A 22,420-nucleotide genomic window follows, 5' to 3' on the forward strand; every position below is an offset into this window, starting at 1 on the left:
TATAATTAGCCTTACTATAAATAGGATATGATGAAAATAAAATAGTTGTCTTTTGTTTTCGTCTTTATATAGGACAACTTCCTAATTATTTAGCGAGTTTTGCGAGAATGACCTCAATAATATCATTAATAGATAATCCAGCATCAACAATAATATCTGCGCATTGCATATATAAAGGCTCACGCTTAATTAAAACATCATGTATTTCTGAAACTAATGTTTTTCCCGTCAAGCTAGGTCTTTGTGCCTCATTAGGATCTTGAGATAAACGCTCAACTAAAGTTTCAAGTGAAGCTTGTAAATAAACAATTACACCTGAATTTTTCATATAAACACGATTTTTTTCTGCCAACACTATCCCTCCCCCCGTTGAAATAACTTGGTTAGGTTGGCTAACTTGAATAAGCGCATCTGATTCAAGTTGGCGAAAGACATCCCAACCTTCCGCTTCAACCATAGAAGAAATAGTTTGTTGATATTTATCTGTTATCCAATTATCTGTATCAATAAATTGATAATCTAAAGATAGAGAAAGCGCTTTACCTACTGTTGTTTTTCCTGCACCTCTAGGTCCTATAAGGTAAATTGTACTTTCCATAAATGCACTCTCTCCGCTGTGTTAACCTGCTAAATGGGTGTAATCTAAAATTTACAATGTGTAAAGTATTAAGTATCATACCTCACAATACAAAAAAATAAAGCCACACTTTATGAAAGTATGGCTTAGCTATTTAAGGGATTATTAGCGACGTAATGTATTGTCGCCGTAACCAATCCATTTATAGGTGGTTAGAGCATCTAATCCCATAGGGCCTCGTGCATGTAGCTTTTGTGTACTCACCGCTACTTCAGCACCTAAGCCAAACTGTCCACCATCTGTAAAACGTGTGCTAGCATTCACATATACCGCAGCAGAATCAACTTGGCGTACAAAGCGATCAGCATGACTGATAGATTGCGTTAAAATAGCATCTGAGTGCGCGGTACCATATTGGCGAATATGAGCAATTGCCGCCGTTAAATCATTAACGACTTCAACATTCAGATCCAGTGATAACCATTCATCACAATAATCTGCTTCTGTCACATCGACGACCGTCGCACGTCCCTTTTTCAATGCAGTTATAGCGCGTTGACTGGCATGCAAAGTAACCTTTTGTGCTGCCATCGCATCACTTAATTGAGGCAAGAAACTCTCCGCAATAGCTTCATGTACCAATAGCGTTTCTAACGAATTACATGCGCTTGGACGCTGAACTTTAGCATTAATAATAACATTTAATGCTTGGTCTAAATCAGCACTTTCGTCAACAAAGGTGTGACAAACACCAATCCCCCCCGTGATCACAGGAATAGTGGATTGTTCACGACATAACTTATGTAATCCTGCACCACCTCGAGGAATAAGCATATCAATATACTCATCCATTTTTAGCATTTTTGCGACTAATTCACGATCTGGCTTATCGATAGCTTGAATAGCAGCCGCAGGAATAGCGCATGTTTCTAGTGCTTGCTGGATCACCGCGACAACGGCTTGGTTAGTATGGTGAGTCTCTTTTCCGCCACGGAGAATAGCCGCATTCCCTGTTTTTAAGCATAAAGATGCTACATCTATAGTCACATTTGGACGAGCTTCGTAAATAACGCCAACAACCCCTAAAGGGACTCGGCGGCGTTCTAAACGTAAGCCACTGTCTAATAAACGACCATCTATCACTTGACCTACAGGATCTTCTAGATGGCAAACTTGGCGAACATCATCAGCGATCGCTTTTAAACGTTCTGATGTGAGTAATAAACGATCAAGCATTGCAGCATTAATATTAGACTCTCGTGCCGCCACCATATCTTTTTCATTAGCAGCAAGAATAATGGCTTCTTGCTGTTCTAATAAATCAGCGATGACTAACAGTGCCTGATTTTTTTGTTCGGTTGATAGCTGAGCTAAGTGCCAAGAAGCTTCTCGCGCCGCTTTTCCCATTTGTTCTAACATATTTATACTCCCTAGCTCACAATCATATCATCACGGTGAACCGCAACACTGCCATACTCATAGCCTAAAATTTGACTAATCTCTTGCGAATGGTGCCCCGCAATTAAGCGTAGCGCATCACTATTATAATGCGCGACACCATGAGCAAGATCTTTTCCTTGCAAACTTTGAATGCGAATAACACACCCTCGAGAAAAGTCACCTTTAATTTCTTTAATACCTTTAGGTAAAAGAGAACTACCTTGCTCTTTAATCGCTTTTTCAGCCCCATTATCAACAATGATAACCCCTGCGACTGGAGCACCAAAAATCCATCGTTTACGCGTTTCAAGGGGGCTTTTTAAACCATGAAAGAGTGTTCCGACAGGTTCATTATCAATAACTTTACTGATAACATCAGGCTTAACACCGGCGGCAATAACAACGTCAATACCAGCACGCCCTGCAACAGTGGCCGCTTGTAACTTAGTTGCCATACCTCCAGTACCTAAACCAGAGACACTATCACCGGCCATTTGACGTAATTCATCGTTGATATCAAAAACTTCAGGAATAAGCTTCGCATCCGGATTGCTACGAGGATCGGCCGTATATAGACCTTCGATATCAGTAAGTAACAGGAGTTTATCAGCGCCACCTAAAATGGCAGCTAATGCCGAAAGATTGTCGTTATCCCCTACTTTTATTTCTGCAGTAGCAACGGCATCGTTTTCATTGATAACAGGAATAATCTTGTTATCTAATAATGCATGCAGTGTATCACGCGCATTCAAAAAACGTTCTCTATCTTCTATATCCGCGCGAGTTAATAACATTTGCCCAATATGAATACCATAAATAGCAAATAGCTGTTTCCATACCTGAATTAAAGCACTTTGCCCCACAGCGGCTAACAGTTGTTTAGATGCTATTGTTGCGGGCAAATCGGGGTAGTTTAAATATTCACGCCCTGCCGCTATTGCTCCCGACGTGACAATAATTATCCGGTGCCCTTTTTCGTGTTGTTTTGCACATTGGCGAACCAGCTCTACAATATGAGACTGATCCAGACGTCGTGAACCACCAGTCAGTACACTTGTCCCTAATTTAACAACCAGCGTTTGGCTGCTACTCATAACATTTACCATTTTTTGTTGATTTAAAAGATCATACACTGTTTTATCAGGAGAGAAGCGTTATGCCAACTGACATAACGCAAAATCTATGAAAAGTTGCCCTAACACAAAATTAGGGCTTAAGGGGAAGAGGAAAATTGCTCATTTTTTCATCTGGAACTAGCGTCATCTCTAATTCACTTACCGCCACTTGTAGAAAATCATGAAAACGAATAAGTGTTTCATGTATTGATTCAATCACATCTTTTTTACTTATTACTTGATTAACCCAATCGCCATTTTTATCGAATAGGCCAACTTGGTAATAATAAATTAACTGTTCACCATTACGTTCAAGTTCCATCCACCAGCCCCAAAACTCTCGTTTTTCTGGTGTGACTTTCTTATTTACACAAACAGCTAAACAATCAAAAAAAAACTGGCTTTCTTGGCATTGTTGCTCACGGATATAAGGTCCTATTTGAGCAAAACGCTTTAATAACTTACCTCGGGTAGGGTGCAAAGATGAAGTCATAAATTCAGTCTCCTTATCACCTCTACTGTTATATAATCTATTATAATTAGCAAGTTATTGTTTGAAATTATTTATATTAATTTAGCATAGATCCAATCTGCGCTTTTAGTTAATGCCTGTTCAAGCCCTTTATAAAGTGGTTTTTCTTTTATTTCTACTATATCGCCATCCATAGAAGAGCGAGCAATGAGCTGCGAATCCTCTTTAGGACTAATTTCATCCCCTTTCCAATAAACACTCATCATCGGCACTGGCATACGACGACCAATCAACCCTTGGTTTTTCAGTGAATAACTACTTAACGATAGTCTGAGATTGTTTTCATCTATATTTAATAATCCTAAGCGGCTCGCCAGTACATCAAGATACATAATGGGGATTTTCTTCTGTAATTCCGCTTGAGTAAAAAAGGCATGAATTAATGGCCCTAATGCCACAACACCTTTAATCAATTTTGGATAAAGATAGGCTAAACGCACCGCAATATTGGCACCAAACCGAAATCCCATTACGCCCACCCGAGTGTGATCAATCCATGGAATATCTCCCAACTGCTGTAAAATATCGCCATGCAATTGACAGGTATTTTCGCTGAGTTTCTGCTTAACAGAATAACCGATAGATGGCATATCTACGGTTAACATCGCGATACCTTTTGGTGATAAGTAGCGCCTAAAAAAGTTAACATAATCACTTTGTAAACTATCTAATCCACCACAAAAAATGACTGTTGGATAAGGTCCTTTACACCCTTTAGGTAGATGTAAAAATCCACTAGTAGTTCCTTTACCTGTTAATTTAAACGTCAGTTTTTTTACTTCAAATGAAGAGAATTTCATGGCATTTTCAAAAGCTTTCATCGCCAATACTACCGCTTGATCAGCAAGAAAATCGCCATTAATAAATGGATAAGCAGCAATGCTATAAAGGTTTGCCGCTCGTAACCAACAATCAGCGGCTGCTTCCTCTGAGGTCTCTCGTAACGCTTTTTGTTGCCAAATCATTGCTTGATGAGACCATTCAAATGACCAGTTGCCACGTCGATAACCAACGACTGTATCAATAAATTTATCATCACTGCGTGGCGCATCAAAAATAGCAATGCGACTTAATACTTCTTCGATCTCTATGGGGGAAATACCTCGCCAGATCCACTGTAGACGTTGAATTGTGCGATACCAATTTTGCTGGCTCATCCCATTAAGTACAGAGTACGAATCAATATTAGATTTAGGGTGTGTGTACTGTATTAACGTTGAGGTTTCCGCATGTTTAGCACGAGGTTTAAATAACGTTTCAGAAAGATTTGTATTATTTGCCATATCACTCTTCAAATCAGTGTGTATCGTATAATGAGGCTCAAAATTCTGCTCATATCATAACATGGATTTCACTTCTACAGTGGAATAGCAGATCAACATCAGCACGAAGAGATAGGAAAAGCGTAAGATCATCAAAAATAAAGCCGATATAAAAAATCCTCGCATAGGAACTGGGGTCAGTTCAATAAACGAGGATTTTATCAATATATTTGGATTAACTGATTAAGATAAATTATTTTTTATCACAAACAGGGGGAACAAACATAACGCCCATATCCCAAGGTTGTTCAATCCAGGTGTTTTGTGGAATATCAACCACAAAATCATCAACTAACGGACGCCCTTCTGGCTTAGCAAAGATAGTGACAAAATGTGCTTTCGGATACATTTCACGGATAACTTTTGCGGTGCCACCTGTATCAACTAAATCGTCAACAACGATAAAACCTTCACCATCACCTTCTGCTTTTTTTAAGATTTTGAGGTCACGTTGATGGTCATGATCATAGCTAGAAATACAGACAGTATCCACATGGCGGATACCCAATTCACGAGCAAGTAATGCGGCAGGAACTAATCCACCACGACTGACGGCAATAATGCCTGTCCATTGTTCGACTGGTAACAAACGTTGTGCCAATTGACGGGCATGTATTTGCAACATATCCCACGTTACAACATATTTTTCGCTCATAATATTGTGATCCTAGCTACTTGAAATTCGAGAGAAGCTTTTTTGCGGAAAAAAAGGTTGCGCGAGATTATAGTGATTTGAGCGTTCAAAAACCAGAGAAAACATAAAAATGGTCGAGATAATCCTCATTTTTCCTGATATGTATTTTTTTTGTCTAAAAAAATACGCAATAAAAAAGCGAACACCAACACAGAAATCCAAATTATTAGATAGATACGTAAGAGAATGACGCATTCATCAAAAGAAAGTGATATTCTCAATTATATTTGGCGAATAACGCTCAGAATAATAAAGCTAACCCTTAAGAAAGCGGTAGGCTATTCATAACACAGATGCTGTTAGAGGAGATCCATCGTGTCTGAACTATCTACTCTATCCCCACAACCATTATGGGATATTTTTGCAAAAATTTGTTCAATTCCACACCCTTCATACCATGAAGAAGCCTTAGCGTCCCACATTATGGCTTGGGCGACAGAAAAAGGTTTATCTGTTGAGCGCGATGCGGTAGGAAATATTTTAATCCGTAAACCTGCCACCAAAGGTATGGAAGATCGTAAAACAGTCGTTTTACAAGCGCACTTAGATATGGTGCCACAAAAAAATAACGATACCGAACACGACTTTACCAAAGATCCTATCCAACCTTATATTGATGGTGAATGGGTAAAAGCGAAAGGCACCACATTAGGTGCAGATAATGGTGTTGGTATGGCTTCTGCACTTGCTGTATTAGCTGACGATACTGTTAAACATGGCCCCTTAGAAGTATTGTTAACCATGACAGAAGAAACTGGAATGGATGGTGCTTTTGGACTACAGCCTGGTTGGTTACAAGCAGATATTCTGATTAATACAGACTCAGAAGAAGAAGGCGAAATCTATATGGGTTGTGCCGGTGGTATTGATGTTAAAACCACGGTAGACCTCACTTATGAAACTATTCCTGCAAACCATATCGTCAAAAAACTGGTACTAAAAGGCCTAAATGGCGGCCACTCAGGTGGTGATATTCATTTAGGTTTAGGTAATGCAAACAAATTATTAGCGCGTTTCCTTGCTGAACATGCGGATGAATTAGCACTAAAATTAATTGATTTCCATGGTGGTACACTGCGTAATGCTATCCCTCGTGAAGCGCATATTATTTTTGCTATTCCTGCGGATAAAGCGACTCAATTAAATAGCATTACCACAGAATTTGAAGCGCTATTAAAAAGTGAATTAGCCATTGCTGAAAAAAATCTAGCTATCGAATTAACAGATACTAGCACCGAAAAACCAGTATTTACTGCTGATTGTCAATCTCGCACTATCAATTTACTTAATGCCATGCCAAATGGTGTTATTCGCATGAGTGATGATGTAGAAGGTGTGGTTGAAACCTCATTAAACGTCGGTGTAGTGAGTATTGTTGACGATAAAGTAGAAATCCTATGTTTAATTCGCTCTCTGATTGATAGCGGTAAAACTTATGTTGTTAGCATGCTGACAGCATTAGCCAAACTTGCTCAAGCAGATATCGAAACCAAAGGTGGTTATCCTGGCTGGAAACCTGATGCGGATTCACCGGTTATGCACTTAGTACGCGACACTTATCAACAACTATTTGATAAAGTGCCAAATATTATGGTGATCCATGCAGGTCTTGAGTGCGGTCTATTCAAAAAACCTTATCCAGATATGGATATGGTTTCTATTGGGCCAACCATTCGCGGTGCACATTCACCGGACGAGCGAGTACACATTAAGAGTGTCGGCCAATACTGGCAGTTACTGACTGCCATTTTAAAAGCGATCCCGGCTAAATAATTCTACTTAAAAACAGTTATCAAACCCGCTTAATAGGCGGGTTTTTTGTTATTTTATCTCCCTATAACTTATTCCCAACCCACCTTATAAAAGCCAATTCTTATACTATTTTGTGATAAAAAATTAATACTAATAAAAATAATTTATAGAATAATAATAATTATCATTAGTATTAATATTTACATAATGGTATTTTCACCATTACCGCATTTTAGGTAAAGAAAAATTAAAAATTTAAAGGGATCAACAGTGTCTAAAAAAATTATTGCTACCAACCTATTACTTGCTCTCCCCTTCAGTCTGTTATCGTTACAAATTCATGCCGCAATGACACAAAATTCACCTGATAAAATCATTGTTACCGCATCCCCCTCACAAGATCCGCAAGGACCAATTTCAGGTTTAGTGGCAACAAAAACACTATCAACAAATAAAATACTTAGTGATATAGATAAGACACCACAATCAATCAGTGTCATTACACGTGACCAGATGGATGCGCAAGATGTCAGTTCTGTCTCTCAAGCATTGCGGTATACACCTGGCGTTTTCACTGAATATCGCGGCAGTTCAAACCGAAATGATGAAATCTTTATTCGTGGATATAGCTATGCCCCCCGTTTTCTTGATGGACTTAGTTATGGTATGGGAGCCTCATCTTCTACAGGAGCCATTGACCCTTGGCTATTAGAGAGAGTTGAGCTGATCCGTGGCCCGTCTTCTGTTCTATATGGCCAATTAAATCCAGGTGGTCTTGTGGCAATGACCAGCAAAAGACCCACTTCAACAACCATTAATCATATTCAAGCACGTGTAGGAAATGATAAATTAGCAGAGACAGCTTTTGATTTTGCAGGCTCATTAAGTGATGATAATCGTATTCTCTATCGCCTTAATGGATTAGCAAAAACACAACATACTCAAATTAAAGACTATAAAGAAGAACGATTTGCCCTTGCCCCTGCCATCACTTTTTTGCCAAATGAGCAGACACGTTTAACGTTATTAAGTTTTATTCAACAAGAGCCCGAAGCGGGATACCGTAATTTTTTGCCAGCTTATGGTACGGTCAAAAAAACACCCGAAGGCACCATTCCATTTGATTTCAATGTAAATAATGCTGATTATCACCAATCATGGCGCCAACAATATGGCGTTGGTTATGAATTTGAACATGAATTTAATGATAGATTAAAATTGATCCAAAATGCCCGTTATAGCCATATCAAACAAAAATATAAATATCTTGTTTTTGGTTCATTAAGAAAAGATAACCCTTATATTCTTGAACGCCGAGCTCAACAAGAAAAACGAGAAACAGATACATTTGGTATTGATACTCGACTACAAGCTGATTTTGATACTGAAAAATTAGCGCATACAGTAATTATAGGTATTGATTATCAATGGAGTAAAAATAAAGACAATTTATTGCAAGCGATGGGCCCAGAATATGATTTGGATTGGCGAAATCCTAATTATCATTATCCTATTGATATCAGTTTACAAAAACCGGTGACAAATCAATTAAAAAAACACGACCAGTTAGGGATCTATTTGCAAGATCAGATCCAATGGAAAAACTGGATCTTATTAGGGGGATTACGCCAAGATTGGGCGCAAGTTCGTACCTATGATCACATCAAAAGCAGCAAAGACCAACAAGACGACCAGAAGCTAACCGGTCGAGTGGGTCTACTCTATGCCTTTGATAATGGTATTTCACCTTATATTAGTTATAGCACCTCTTTTGAACCTAATTTACAGACACGAAGAGCTCCGGGTAGTGCACCATTTGAGCCAAGTGAAGGACGTCAATTAGAAGCAGGAATAAAATACCTCACCCCAAATGAACAGACATTAGCAACACTCTCTATTTACCAATTACAACAACGTAATGTGACTAACTATAACGCTGAAAAAGCCTATTTTGAGCCAGTAGGTGAAATTAGAAGCCGTGGTATTGAAGCGCAAATTAATAGCCAATTAACTGAAAATATATCATTTATTAGTAGCTATGCTTATACCGATACTGAAGTGAGAAAAACCATCACCGCAGGTACACAAGGAAAAGAATTACCACGGGTTCCTAAACATATGGCATCATTTTGGGGACAGTATGATGAAACATCAGGGCTATTTAATGGTGCTAAAGCGGGCTTTGGTGTGAGATATATCGGTGTATCTCAAGGTGACACTAAAAATACGATTAGTGTACCTGCAGTCACTTTGTATGATGCCATGGTAGGTTATTCTTTAGGCGAGTTATCCTCCTCTTTAAAAGGGGCTGAAGTTCAACTAAATATGAATAATATTGCCAACAAACACTATGTTGCCTCTTGTGCGGGTGAAACTGCCTGTTTTTATGGCATTGGCAGAACCATGACAGCAACAATAAATTACCGCTGGTGATCATCTATTAATTAAAAAGTATATTTAAATACATTAACCATAGTGCGCCTTGATGCTCGCTATGGTTTTTAATACTTATAATGCTAAAAGAAGTTGTCGTTCCATTTGTGGATCTTGCAACGTGACATGAAAACCGACTAATCTTACTCCCCTGCCATTTCGACGTTCATGCCATGCCTGATAAGCAATATCAATTAAATCCGTTTTTTCTAAAATAGGATGAGAATGCTCTTGGGTGGTTAACTGAAAATCATCAAATTTTAATTTAACCCCTTGTCTCGCAATTCTAAGATCAGGTTTCACTCGGCTTAATCGTTTTTCTAATTCATCATATAATCCATCAAGCAATGCTAAACACTCATCCCATGAATCAATATCTTCAGCCAGTGTGCGCTCAACACCAACAGATTTTCTTAAACGTTCAGGATTGATTAATCGCTCATCAATACCATGGCTACGCTCCCATAAGCTTTGCCCAAATTTACCTAGATTTCTCACTAAGGAAATAACATCAGCACGACGAACATCAGCACAGGTTTCTAATCCCATCTCTTGTAATCGAGCAAAGGTGACTTTTCCTACTCCTGGAATTTTATTTAATGGTAATTTTAAAATAAAGTCATCCATCTGCTCAGGGGTGATCACATATTGTCCATTTGGTTTATTTAAATCAGATGCTATTTTGGCGAGAAACTTAATCGGTGCAATACCGGCGGAAGCCGTGAGGTTAAGTTCAGCAAAAATTTGCTGGCGGATCTGTTGCGCTATCAATGTGGCAGAGCCGTGACAGTGTTTGCTATCAGACACATCAAGATAAGCTTCATCTAATGAAAGCGGCTCTATTAAATCTGTATAACGGGCAAATATTTGACGAATTTTAGCTGAAGTCTCTTTATATAATGCCATGCGACCGGGCAATACTTTTAAATGAGGGCATAATTTTAATGCCGTAGCCGTTGACATGGCACTACGGACACCAAAACGGCGAGCAGGATAATTAGCAGTACAGATAACACCTCGACGAGAAGCATTACCACCGACTGCAATAGGGATCTCTTTTAATGTAGGGTTATCTCTCATTTCAATCGCAGCATAGAAACAATCCATATCGACATGAATAATTTTCCGCATACAATCACCTCACGCTATTTACTGTTTAAATATACAGTAAATAACCATTAACTACAATTTTTATTCCCTGATCTATACCTATTTTAAGTGATATTAGTGATTATTATTTTAATTAAGTACGTTTGTTTATAGAAATGTCACACAGTAATGATAGATTACTTTTAACTTATTCTGCTCTTTTTATTTTTATCGTAATTATTTGAAAATCAAATATAAAACAAGGAAATAGAGTTATATGATCAAAATATTTATTGCAATTTCATTCCTCTTTTACTCAGTATTTGTTATGGCTTCTCCTAAAATTATTGCACACAGAGGTGGCACAGCGGATGCACCTGAAAATACCGAAATTGCTATCAAAACAGCACTAAGCAATCAAGCTGATGCAATTTGGATAACCGTTCAACTGTCTAAAGATAATGTCCCTGTTCTTTATCGTCCAAGTGATCTAAAAAGCCTCACTAATGGTCAAGGGGCAATTTCAACCTTTACTGCCAAAGAATTGGCGCAATGGGATGCAGGATATAAATATGGGGAAGCACAACAATTTCCATATCGCAATAAAGGGGTTACTATCCCGACATTGGAGTATATTCTGACTCAATTTCCTAAAACACAATTCTATATTGACTTAAAATCACCTGATGCCGATCCCGTTATACAAGGCAAAGCATTAGCTTCGGTATTAAGCAAACATAATGCGTTAGAGAGAACGCGTGTTTATTCTACCAATAGTGCTTTTTTAGATGCGTTACCTGATAACGTACAACGCTTTGAAAGTCGTGATGTTACCCGCGATATCTTAGCCAATATTACTATGGGGCATATCTGTTTACTGCCAGAAAATCTTGATATCACACGTTGGTATGGCCTTGAACTGCACAGAAAAGTTGAGGTGGTTGAAAAATATACCTTAGGTGAAGCTCGTTCAGCGGCTGTATTAAGTTGGGACAAAGATGCGATGTCTTGTTTTCGTGCGGGGGGTAATGCGCATATCGTTTTATTCGGTATCAATACTGAGAAAGATTATTTGCAAGCAGTAGAATTAGGTGCTGATGCAGTTATGGTTGATTCTCCAGCTAAAATAAAAGCATTCAGAAAAGAGTAAACATCGTTGCGACATTGGCGCTTTTTTACCTTAATACATTTCTCTTCTACACTTAATAGTGTCAATAAACAGAAATAAGTTAGGTGGAATAAGATGTTAAATAATAAAGCTTCTGGTGACTGGAATTTATTTAAAGGAAAAGTGAAAGAAAAATGGGGAAAACTCACCCATGATGAACTGGATATTATTGAAGGAACCAGAGAGCAACTGATAGGGAAACTCCAAGAGCATTATGGTTATTCTTATGATGAGGCAAAAAAAGAAGTATTAGAGTGGGAAGGCAGTAACCCTTATCCTTGGAAGTAGCAGCGACTTAATCACGCTATTAAAAAGCTTAATATCCTTATCTGAAAGCGATTTTTCTAAACAAAAAAGAGTGGCGTATAAAATATACGTCACTCTTTTATTTTAGCTATTACTTGATAAATCTATCGTTAGCAAAAAAATGCATCGATAACCAAACTATAAGATGCGGTTTTTTTGCAATAGCTCTTGGCGAGCAGCTTCTTTCGCCATTCTTTTTTTACGAGCATCACAAGGTTCAGGACAATCACACTCTTTCTCAATACCAATAGAGCCTAAACCACCACAACTGCCCTGAATACTTTTACGTTTAACAATATATCCTAAAGCCATTCCAAAGAATGCCAGTAAGAACAAGATGAAGGCAAAAAGAAATATTTTTAACATAACCTTCTCTCCTTAAATTCTACTTTTTCAAGAATGGGGCGAATGCCTTACTATAACGCTCTTCAAACCCATTTTCAGTTTTAACTATCATAAAAACAGGAATATTTAATTTATTTGCTACCTCTAAGCCCTTTTCAGGCCCCAGAACATTTAACCCTGTTGATAAACCATCAGCACTCATACAAGTAGGTACAATTACGGTAATAGAGGCAAGGTTATGTTTGATTGGACGACCTGTTGTAGGATCAATCGTATGAGAAAAACGAACGCCATCTTCTTCAAAATAGTTACGATAATCCCCCGATGTCGCAATCGAATTATCACCCGGTTCAATAATTAATTGTACGCTCTGTGTGGTGCCATCATTAGCAGGTTTTTCAATCGCAATGCGCCAAGGTTTATCATTACCATTAACACCTTGTGTTCTCACCTCACCACCAATATCAACCATATAATTGGTAATATTTTGAGAAATCAAATATTCGGCAACAGCATCAACACCGTAACCTTTAGCAATAGAAGAGAGATCAACATAAAGCTCAGGTATTTTTTTAATTAATGTATTACCTTCCACTGCAAGGTAATCAATTCCCGTCCATTTTTTACGTTTAGCTAGTTCATCGGCTGAAGGTTGATGAGTAAAACGTCCTTCAGGGCCAAATCCCCATAAATTGACTAAAGGCCCAACAGTAACATCTAGAGCCCCATCCGTAATTTTATTAATACGTATCGCTTCACTAACGACTTTAGCAGTAGCGGGTGAAACTGGGAATGGCGTATTAATTTCACGACTTTGATTGAAACGACTTAATTCAGATTGAGGACGATACGTTGACATTTGATCGTTCACTTCTTCAAGAATACGATCGATTTCTGTTTGTAAGACGCTTTGTGAAGGTGAATCACTACTAGGAACATATTTAATTGAATAGTAAGTTCCCATCGTTTCGCCTTCTAACACCTGCTGTTTTTCACCACAGGCTGATAAGAAAACCAGTGCACATAGCATCAAGATCCCATGCATCATCTTTCTTTTTAACATATATCTCTCTTCTGATCATGAGCGCCCACATTAGTGGGCGCTTGTCATTTCATACTGTTATGCTTTATCTACTTTATGAGAAAAATCAACCACCAAAGTCATCCAGCATAATATTTTCATCTTCTACGCCTAAATCTTTAAGCATTTTGATCACCGCAGCATTCATCACTGGTGGTCCACACATATAGAATTCACAATCTTCTGGTGCTGGATGATCTTTAAGGTAGTTTTCATAGAGCACATTGTGAATAAAGCCGGTGTAACCCGTCCAATTATCTTCCGGTAATGCATCTGACAGCGCAACATGCCAAGTAAAGTTTTCATTCTCTTTAGCCAGCATATCAAAATCTTCTGTATAGAACATTTCACGCACAGAACGAGCACCATACCAGAAGCTAATTTTACGTTTAGAATGTAAGCGTTTTAGCTGATCAAAAATATGTGAACGCATTGGTGCCATACCAGCACCACCACCAATGAAGATCATTTCCGCATCAGTTTCTTTCGCGAAGAATTCACCAAATGGTCCTGAAATTGTCACTTTATCACCCGGTTTTAATGACCAGATATAAGATGACATAATTCCCGGTGGCACATCAGGATTACGTGGTGGCGGTGTCGCAATACGCACGTTTAACATGATAATGCCATGCTCTTCAGGGTAGTTCGCCATGGAGTATGCACGCACTGTGGTCTCTTTAACTTCAGAAACATAGCGGAATAAATTAAATTTATCCCAATCTTCACGATACTCTTCAGGAACATCAAAATCTTCATAGCGCACTGTGTGAGGAGGACATTCAATCTGAATAAAGCCCCCAGCACGGAAAGGTACCACTTCACCTTCAGGAATTTTTAATACCAACTCTTTAATAAACGTGGCTTTGTTATCATTTGAGATAACTTCACATTCCCATTTTTTAATCCCGAAGATCTCTTCGGGTAGCTCTAATTTCAGATTATTTTTAACGTTAACCTGACAAGCTAAACGGCAACCTTCTTTAGCTTCGCGCTTATTAATATGAGAAAGCTCAGTAGGAAGAATATCTCCACCACCTTCAAGTACTTTTACGCGGCATTGACCACAAGAGCCACCACCACCACATGCAGATGAGATAAAAATACCTTCGTTTGATAATACGTTGAGTAATTTATCACCGGCTGGCGCATGGAAACTTTTTTCAGGATCTCCATTCACCTCAACTTCAATATCCCCTGTATTGACTAACTTTGATTTTGCAAACAAAATCAATGCAGTTAGCACCAATACAATCAGGGTAAACATCGCAACACCTAGAATAATTATATCCATGAGTTCTTCTCACCCTTTATAGCTGAACACCAGAGAAGGACATGAAACCTAATGCCATCAACCCTGTGGTGACAAAAGTAACTCCTAATCCCTTCATACCTGACGGTACATCCGCGTATTTCATTTTTTCGCGAATAGAAGCCAGTAATACGATAGCTAACATCCAGCCAATTCCAGAGCCGAAACCATATACAATAGATTCACTAAAGTTATAGTCACGTTGTGCCATAAAGGACACACCACCAAAAATAGCGCAGTTAACAGTGATCAGTGGCAAGAAGATCCCCAATGCGTTATATAGCGAAGGGAAGTAGCGATCTAAAATCATCTCGAGGATCTGTACCAGTGCCGCAATCACACCAATGAAAGTGATAAAGTTTAAGAAACTTAAATCAACACCTTCCATTAATGCATTCGCGCGTAGTACATAGTTGTAAACCAAGTTATTCAAAGGTACAGAAAGACCCAGAACAACGGTTACCGCAATACCTAATCCAAATGCTGTTTTTACATTTTTAGATACCGCAAGGAAAGTACACATCCCTAAGAAGAACGCCAGTGCCATATTTTCAATAAAAACAGCACGAACAAATAAGCTTATATAATGTTCCATGGCAATTAGTCCTCTTCAACCTGTGCAGGTTTTAATGTACGTAATCCCCAAATTAGCAAGCCAATAATAAAGAAAGCACTTGGCGCTAATAGGAATAAGCCATTAGGTTGATACCAACCGCCGTTTTGGATAGATTCCATCACCGTAATGCCAAATAATTTACCTGAACCAAATAGCTCACGTAAAAATCCAACAAGGATCAAGATAACCCCATATCCTAGGCCATTACCGATACCATCCATAAAGCTTTCGATAGGTGGTGACTTCATCGCATAGGCTTCAGCGCGTCCCATCACGATACAGTTAGTAATGATAAGACCAACGAAAACAGAAAGCTGTTTAGATATTTCATAAGCGTACGCTTGTAAAACTTGGTCTACCACAATTACTAATGAAGCAATGATCGCCATTTGCACAATAATACGTACACTGCTGGGGATATAGTTGCGGATCAGTGAAATAAAGAAGTTTGAGAATGCCGTCACTAATGTTACCGCAATGGTCATTACTAATGCCGTCTCAAGCTTGGTTGTTACTGCTAATGCAGAACAGACCCCTAATACCTGTAAGGCAATCGGGTTATTATCTAACAACGGCCCGAGTAAAACGCGTTTGATCTCTTTTGTATCAGCCATTGATCTCTCCTTCACGAACTTTTTTCAGGAATGGGCCGAAACCTTTATCACCTAACCAAAAATCGAACATATGTTGAACGCCGTTAGAGGTTAAGGTTGCACCTGAAAGGCCATCAATACCATAAGGACTATCTGATGCCCCGCCACGTACGATTTTAATAGCAGGCACACCTTCTTCATTCAGTAAGCGTTTACCTTTCCACTGTGCCTTCCATTGCGGATTATCAACTTCTCCACCTAGCCCCGGCGTTTCACCATGAGAATAATAGGTAATCCCCTTCGCTGTTACACCATCAATATCTACCGCAACAAAGGCATACATGACCGACCATAGGCCTGAACCATAGACGGGCAGTACCACTTCTTGGGTTTTACCTTGATCATCAAGAACAAAGTAAACTTCTGCGGTATTGGCACGACGACGAATTTTTGCAATATCTTCTTCAGGTGATAGTGCGATAGAAGTTTCATCGCTACGTAGTTCGCTATTTAAATCAAAGTCGCCTTTACTGTCTGTCAATTCGCCAGTTTTGAAGTTTACAATCTTAGCTTTAATGCGTGTATCGTAAACTTTGAGTACTTCACTGGCGCTCATCTTAGGCACCAATAAACCAGCAACATCTAGAATATTACGTTGTTTATCCAGTAGCTTTTGCTCTTCTTGCTTAGATTTAAGTCCAACAGCAGAGCCAGCCACTACCACGGAACAAACAAGACATAGAATAAATACAACGAGGAACGTTCTTCCGACGCTATCTTTGTTTTTTTCTTTAGCCACGAGCTTTTCTCCGCTTAATATTCGCCTGAACAACCACATAGTCAAACAGCGGTGCAAATAAGTTGGCGAATAAGATTGCTAGCATCATTCCTTCTGGGTAAGCCGGATTGACGACACGGATTAGCACAGCCATTACGCCAATTAAAATACCGTAAGCCCATTTGCCTTTATCAGTGAATGAAGCTGATACCGGATCGGTTGCCATAAACATCATACCAAATGCAAAGCCACCTAATACGAGGTGCCAGTGCCAAGGCATTGAGAATAATGGGTTAGAGTCAGAACCAATCAAGTTAAACAGATATGACATTGCAATCATACCCACCATCACACCGGCAACAATGCGCCATGATGCGATACGAGCAAATAAAATGATTGCGCCGCCAATTAGGATCATCAGTGTTGAGACTTCACCAATAGAACCAGGGATATTTCCAAGGAATGCATCCATCCAAGAAATAGGCTGCTGAGTGACATTATTTAACAATGCACTTTGACCAGAAACAGACCATTGAGAGAGAGGGGTTGCACCAGAGAAACCATCAGCGGCAGTCCAAACAAGATCACCTGAAATTTGTGCCGGATAAGCAAAAAAGAGGAAAGCACGCCCTGCTAATGCGGGGTTTAAGAAGTTACGTCCTGTTCCACCAAAAATCTCTTTTGCAATTACGACACCAAAGGTGATACCTAAAGCAGCCTGCCATAATGGTAATGTGGGTGGCACAATTAACGCAAACAGAATAGAAGTAACAAAGAAACCTTCGTTAATTTCATGTCCGCGAATAAGGGAAAATAACACTTCCCAGAAACCACCTACCGCAAATACAACAAGATAGATAGGTAAAAAGTAAGTTGCTCCAAGGAGCATTTTACTTCCCCACCCAGCATCTGGTGTCAATGATGCACCTAAATACTGTGCAAGTGCATAGTGCCAATCAGAAGCAATCACTTGCTGTAACTCAGCACCACTATACAACTGATTAAGAGCAGGGATCGCTTGTTGGCCAACGTTATACATTCCCCAGAACATCGCTGGGAAAACAGATAACCAAACAAGGATCATCATACGTTTTAGATCGATGGTATCGCGTACATGCGAACCATTACGTGTCACCGTACCCGGCGTATAAAAAACCGTTGTGACCGCTTCATAGAGTACATACCACTTGGCGTATTTACCACCGGGCTCAAAATGGTGCTCTACTTTTTCAAATAAATTTTTCAACCCCATGAGTTACCCTTCCTGCTCAATTTTGGTCAATACTTGGCGCAGTGCTGGGCCATACTCATATTTGCTTGGACAAACATAAGTACATAATCCCAAATCTTCTTCGTCCAATTCCAAACAACCTAATGCTTGAGCACTGTCAGTATCACCGACAATCAAATCACGTAACAAATGTGTTGCCATAATGTCTAATGGCATAACACGCTCATAGTTACCAATTGGCACCATTGAACGTTCACCACCATTCATTGTGGTTGTAAATGCAAAACGTTTGTTCTTTAAGAAGTGACCAATTGTGGTACGTGTAATGGAGAATTTATTAGTACCTGGATAACCCCAACCAAATAACTCTTTTTCACGACCTTCGCGTAATACAGAGACTTGGTTATGAAAACGGCCTAAATAGTGATGCGCTTCGTCCGATTTCCAACCCCATAAAATAGAGCCAGAAATAATACGATTATCACCATCGACTAATTGATCTTTCGTTAATTCATAAAGATCAGCACCTAAACAGGTACGTAATAATCGAGGGGCTTTAACTTGAGGTCCCGCTAATGCAACAACACGCTCGGTATATAAAGAGCCTGTAGTAAAGAGATACCCTATCGCAATAACATCTTGGTAGTTAAGATGCCATACCATTTTTTTCGCGCTGACTGGCTCTAAAAAATGGATATGAGTACCCACTAATCCCGCAGGATGAGGGCCAACAAATTGGTTATAGCTAATTTGTCCATCATTGAGTTTAGCCGGTGCTTTTTCACCATGACAAACATGCACCTTACCCTCTGTTAATTTACTTAAAACAATCAGACCATCGTTAAAAGCCTGCTCGTTTTGTTCAATGATCACAGTAGGATCTGCCGCTAATGGATTAGTATCCATCGCAGTGACAAAAATTGCCACCGGCGTGGTTCCTAATTTAGGGGAACGACTGTATGGACGTGTTCTTAACGCTGTCCATAAACCTGAATTTACTAGGTTTGTTTCTACCTGTTCACGGGTCAATTCTGAAAGTGATGAGCTATCATAACTGTCGAAAGTGACTTCTTCATCGCCGTCAACTTCAATAACAACGGATTGAAGTACACGGCGCTCACCGCGGTTAATGGCAACAACTTTACCACACGCAGGGCTTGTGAATATTACACCGGGGTTCTTTTTATCTTCAAAAAGAACCTGCCCTTTTTTAACATGCTCACCTTCCGAAACCATCATAGAAGGACGCATTCCGACATATTCTTCACCTAGCAAAGCTACGTGTCGAATCGCGGGTCCGTCTTCTATCACTTGGGCAGGCGCTCCTGCAATTGGGAGGTCGAGTCCTTTTTTAATTTTAATCATAAGATTTGCACAAGTTTATCAGTTAAACCCTAAGCTACAAATTCACCCCGAAAATGTAGCGACTCTGTAATAAAAACACCTTAAGGTAGTTTGATACCCTAAGTTATTTATCTCCGATAATTGTTACTATTTTCTCTTATTCTGCCGATCTGAATTTTATCATCTCAGTTTCAGCCTGTCTGACTATTCGAGTGATTTAGCTCAAGCAAATGGGAATATTATTTTGACTGAAACGTTAACAATTCGCATAAACCGAATTAAAATATCACATTTCTCGACCAACGATTAAGTTTTATACAGAATATTTTGTAATAGAAAAGAAACCATAGTAGATTTAAATTTACAAATTGATTGCTTCATTGCAATCTACAATCTAGTTTATCAACAAATTTTAAGCCTTTTTTTTGATAAAACCATGACCAGTCACGCAAAACAATTAATCATATTTTTAACAATAATATTAACCTCATTATTTGTTAATGCCGAAAATAGTTCAAAATTTCTTATCAAACCTGTTAAAAAAAGTACAGGAGAGCCCATCTATATTCAAATATTTAAAGAAGAAAACTTACTAGAACTGTATATAGAAAAACAGGATGGACAATTAGAGAAAATACGTACTTATCCCATTTGTAGCTATTCGGGAGGATTAGGTCCGAAGAAATATCAAGGTGATTTAAAAAGTCCCGAAGGCTTTTATCAAGTTAATCAAACTCAGCTTAACCCAAATAGTCGGTTTTATCGAGCAATTAACCTAGGATTTCCTAATCAATACGATCAAGAGCAAGGTTATACCGGTGATTTCTTGATGATCCACGGTGCTTGTAAATCAGTGGGTTGCTACGCAATGACCGATACTGTGATGGATGAAATCTACCAATATGCCGAACTTGCGCTGAAAAATGGCCAACAGAGCATTAATATTCATATTTTCCCTTTTAAAATGACGGCCGAAAATATGAAAAAATTCCAATACTCTGCCAATATGGATTTTTGGCAACAGTTAGCACCTGCTTACCAATATGTGGAAGAATACAAAAAGATCCCAGCAATTAGTGTAAAAAACGGTCGCTATTTGGTGAATAATCGTGAGGCTATTTCCACATTAAATTTAGCTAAAAGTATCGATAGTAAATGGTTACAAAATTCGCAACCCACGATCAAATAAAACAAACTCACCAACAGGGATTTTTTGCCAAGATTCATTACCTGTTAAGGGTAATGTCGATATTACCGACACAATATCATCCGCTTTAGTGTGTTGCTGAAAATCAATTTCAATATCTTGATCCAGCAATTTGGCCTTACCAAAAGGAGCTTTACGGGTTATCCAGTGTAAATTAGTTGAACAATATGCCATAACAAACCGGCCATCGGATAACAACATATTAAACACACCTTTTTGCCGCAATTGATCAGCTAAAATAGCAATGAAACGAAAGACAGCCGGCCAATTAGATGGTGTTCTCTGGTAACGCTTTTCAAGCTGATTTAATATCCAGCAAAAGGCTTTTTCACTATCAGTCTGTCCTACCGCTCTAAAACGCCCTGTATCCAGTGATTGATAACCTTTAAGTTGTCCATTATGAGCATAAGTCCAATTTTTACCCCACAGTTCACGGGTAAAAGGATGCGTATTTTCTAAACTGACATTACCTCGATTAGCTTGGCGAATATGCGCAATGACAGCATGTGATTTAATGGGGTATTCTTGTACAAAACGAGCGACGGGTGAAACGGCACTAGCTTGTGGATCTTTAAATGTACGACATCCTAATCCTTCATAAAAGGTGATACCCCAGCCGTCTTTATGAGGGCCAGTTTTACCACCACGAGGAATGAGGCCACTTAAACTAAAATTGATATCAGTGGGTACATTTGCACTCATGCCCAACAATTCACACATCGCCCGCTCCTACTTACTCACGCTTTAATTATTCATATAAGGCAATATTACTATATCGTTATTTTTCCATTTCTTTTTCAATCAGCTGGATCAGAATATGAATAACTTTGATATGGATTTCTTGAATACGGTCGGCATAACCAAAATGAGGGACACGAATTTCAATATCTGCACTCCCTGCCATTTTTCCGCCATCTTTACCTGTTAGAGTAATAACTTTCATACCTTTTTCACGAGCGGCACTAATGGCTTTAATAATATTGCCTGAATTACCGGAAGTTGAGATCCCCAGTAATACGTCACCCTCTTTACCTACCGCTTCCACATAACGTGAAAAAACATATTCATAACCAAAGTCGTTACTCACACAAGAAATATGGCTCACATCAGAAATTGCGATAGCAGGATAACCGGGTCTATTTTCACGATAGCGCCCCGTTAATTCTTCTGCAAAATGCATGGCATCACAGTGTGATCCCCCATTACCACAGGATAAAACTTTGCCGCCTGCTTTAAATGAGTCTGCTAATAATACAGCTGCTTTTTGAATGGCTTCAATATTCGCATCATCTTGTAAAAAACGAGAGAGTGTATCTGCCGCTTCAGTTAATTCGCCACGAATAAGATCTTGGTACATAGGATTTTTACTCCAGAAAAGGGATCAAAAAATATCTATTTCTCAGTGTAACGGATCCAATGATACGAAAGAAGCACCTCTTTACCTACAAATGCTAACTTCTCTCATTTACGAATAATTTGTGAGCT

The 22,420-nt window shown here is 38.9% G+C and carries 22 protein-coding genes; 5 read left to right on the plus strand and 17 right to left on the minus strand.

The annotated features are described in order from the left end of the window. Positions 1-85: 85 nt before the first annotated feature. From aroL to gpt, 6 genes are all read right to left on the minus strand, one after another. Positions 86-598 (minus strand): shikimate kinase AroL, encoded by a 513-nt coding sequence (aroL, locus tag AACV01_RS11005; RefSeq protein WP_004244785.1) that lies wholly within the window; start codon positions 596-598, stop codon positions 86-88. 144 nt (positions 599-742) lie between these two features. Continuing rightward, on the minus strand, positions 743-1,996 hold the full coding sequence (gene proA / locus AACV01_RS11010; protein WP_004244786.1) for a glutamate-5-semialdehyde dehydrogenase: 1,254 nt from the start codon (positions 1,994-1,996) through the stop codon (positions 743-745). Between the two features lie 11 nt (positions 1,997-2,007). After that, a complete protein-coding gene (gene proB / locus AACV01_RS11015) occupies positions 2,008-3,111 on the minus strand; it encodes a glutamate 5-kinase (protein ID WP_004247396.1) in 1,104 nt (367 codons plus the stop codon). Between the two features lie 112 nt (positions 3,112-3,223). Next, on the minus strand, positions 3,224-3,625 hold the full coding sequence (gene crl, locus AACV01_RS11020) for a sigma factor-binding protein Crl (RefSeq protein ID WP_004244788.1): 402 nt from the start codon (positions 3,623-3,625) through the stop codon (positions 3,224-3,226). Between the two features lie 71 nt (positions 3,626-3,696). Further along, positions 3,697-4,947, minus strand: a complete 1,251-nt coding sequence (gene frsA, locus AACV01_RS11025; protein WP_004247395.1) for an esterase FrsA — start codon at positions 4,945-4,947, stop codon at positions 3,697-3,699. Between the two features lie 232 nt (positions 4,948-5,179). Continuing rightward, positions 5,180-5,641, minus strand: coding sequence for a xanthine phosphoribosyltransferase (gene gpt / locus AACV01_RS11030; protein WP_004244790.1), 462 nt, complete (start codon positions 5,639-5,641; stop codon positions 5,180-5,182). A gap of 354 nt (positions 5,642-5,995) precedes the next feature. On the opposite strand from gpt, the gene AACV01_RS11035 reads away from it, so the two are divergent. Both AACV01_RS11035 and AACV01_RS11040 read left to right on the plus strand, forming a co-directional pair. Continuing rightward, on the plus strand, positions 5,996-7,453 hold the full coding sequence (locus tag AACV01_RS11035; protein WP_004247394.1) for an aminoacyl-histidine dipeptidase: 1,458 nt from the start codon (positions 5,996-5,998) through the stop codon (positions 7,451-7,453). Between the two features lie 249 nt (positions 7,454-7,702). After that, entirely contained in the window at positions 7,703-9,865 is a 2,163-nt protein-coding gene (locus tag AACV01_RS11040; protein ID WP_161682923.1) for a TonB-dependent siderophore receptor, read from the plus strand. Between the two features lie 75 nt (positions 9,866-9,940). Here AACV01_RS11040 and dinB read toward each other — a convergent pair whose 3' ends face one another. After that, complete coding sequence (dinB, locus tag AACV01_RS11045) at positions 9,941-10,996, minus strand: DNA polymerase IV (protein WP_020945310.1); 1,056 nt, start codon at positions 10,994-10,996, stop codon at positions 9,941-9,943. A 235-nt stretch (positions 10,997-11,231) separates the two neighbouring features. On the opposite strand from dinB, the gene AACV01_RS11050 reads away from it, so the two are divergent. Then, complete coding sequence (locus AACV01_RS11050; protein ID WP_004244795.1) at positions 11,232-12,104, plus strand: glycerophosphodiester phosphodiesterase family protein; 873 nt, start codon at positions 11,232-11,234, stop codon at positions 12,102-12,104. A gap of 93 nt (positions 12,105-12,197) precedes the next feature. After that, entirely contained in the window at positions 12,198-12,410 is a 213-nt protein-coding gene (locus tag AACV01_RS11055; RefSeq protein ID WP_004244796.1) for a CsbD family protein, read from the plus strand. A gap of 156 nt (positions 12,411-12,566) precedes the next feature. On the opposite strand, the gene nqrM is transcribed toward AACV01_RS11055, so the two are convergent. From nqrM to AACV01_RS11095, 8 genes are all read right to left on the minus strand, one after another. Further along, on the minus strand, positions 12,567-12,794 hold the full coding sequence (nqrM, locus tag AACV01_RS11060) for a (Na+)-NQR maturation NqrM (protein WP_004244797.1): 228 nt from the start codon (positions 12,792-12,794) through the stop codon (positions 12,567-12,569). Positions 12,795-12,813: 19 nt separating this feature from the next. Continuing rightward, entirely contained in the window at positions 12,814-13,836 is a 1,023-nt protein-coding gene (locus tag AACV01_RS11065; RefSeq protein ID WP_004244798.1) for an FAD:protein FMN transferase, read from the minus strand. An 85-nt stretch (positions 13,837-13,921) separates the two neighbouring features. Next, positions 13,922-15,148, minus strand: a complete 1,227-nt coding sequence (gene nqrF / locus AACV01_RS11070) for an NADH:ubiquinone reductase (Na(+)-transporting) subunit F (protein WP_004244799.1) — start codon at positions 15,146-15,148, stop codon at positions 13,922-13,924. Positions 15,149-15,164: 16 nt separating this feature from the next. Continuing rightward, positions 15,165-15,761 carry an NADH:ubiquinone reductase (Na(+)-transporting) subunit E gene (gene nqrE / locus AACV01_RS11075; RefSeq protein ID WP_004244800.1) on the minus strand — a complete coding sequence of 199 codons (597 nt, stop codon included), beginning with the start codon at positions 15,759-15,761 and terminating at the stop codon, positions 15,165-15,167. A gap of 5 nt (positions 15,762-15,766) precedes the next feature. Then, positions 15,767-16,396 (minus strand): NADH:ubiquinone reductase (Na(+)-transporting) subunit D, encoded by a 630-nt coding sequence (locus tag AACV01_RS11080; RefSeq protein ID WP_004244801.1) that lies wholly within the window; start codon positions 16,394-16,396, stop codon positions 15,767-15,769. Next, positions 16,389-17,174, minus strand: coding sequence for a Na(+)-translocating NADH-quinone reductase subunit C (locus tag AACV01_RS11085; RefSeq protein WP_004244802.1), 786 nt, complete (start codon positions 17,172-17,174; stop codon positions 16,389-16,391). The genes AACV01_RS11080 and AACV01_RS11085 overlap by 8 nt, the downstream gene beginning before the upstream one ends. Continuing rightward, a complete protein-coding gene (locus AACV01_RS11090; protein WP_004244803.1) occupies positions 17,167-18,405 on the minus strand; it encodes an NADH:ubiquinone reductase (Na(+)-transporting) subunit B in 1,239 nt (412 codons plus the stop codon). The genes AACV01_RS11085 and AACV01_RS11090 overlap by 8 nt, the downstream gene beginning before the upstream one ends. Before the next feature lie 3 nt (positions 18,406-18,408). Then, a complete protein-coding gene (locus AACV01_RS11095) occupies positions 18,409-19,749 on the minus strand; it encodes a Na(+)-translocating NADH-quinone reductase subunit A (protein ID WP_004247390.1) in 1,341 nt (446 codons plus the stop codon). Between the two features lie 415 nt (positions 19,750-20,164). On the opposite strand from AACV01_RS11095, the gene AACV01_RS11100 reads away from it, so the two are divergent. Next, positions 20,165-20,917 (plus strand): L,D-transpeptidase family protein, encoded by a 753-nt coding sequence (locus tag AACV01_RS11100; RefSeq protein WP_036919910.1) that lies wholly within the window; start codon positions 20,165-20,167, stop codon positions 20,915-20,917. Here AACV01_RS11100 and AACV01_RS11105 read toward each other — a convergent pair. Beyond that, the gene (locus AACV01_RS11105) at positions 20,888-21,655 is read right to left on the minus strand and encodes a class II glutamine amidotransferase (RefSeq protein ID WP_004244806.1); all 768 of its coding nucleotides are present in this window, start codon (positions 21,653-21,655) and stop codon (positions 20,888-20,890) included. The genes AACV01_RS11100 and AACV01_RS11105 overlap by 30 nt on opposite strands. A gap of 58 nt (positions 21,656-21,713) precedes the next feature. Beyond that, positions 21,714-22,292: a D-sedoheptulose 7-phosphate isomerase gene (gene lpcA, locus AACV01_RS11110; protein ID WP_004244807.1), complete on the minus strand. Its 579-nt coding sequence runs from the start codon at positions 22,290-22,292 to the stop codon at positions 21,714-21,716. Positions 22,293-22,420 lie beyond the last annotated feature (128 nt).

The sequence above is a fragment of the Proteus sp. G2609 genome (genome assembly GCF_963896135.1).
Taxonomy (GTDB): domain Bacteria; phylum Pseudomonadota; class Gammaproteobacteria; order Enterobacterales; family Enterobacteriaceae; genus Proteus; species Proteus mirabilis.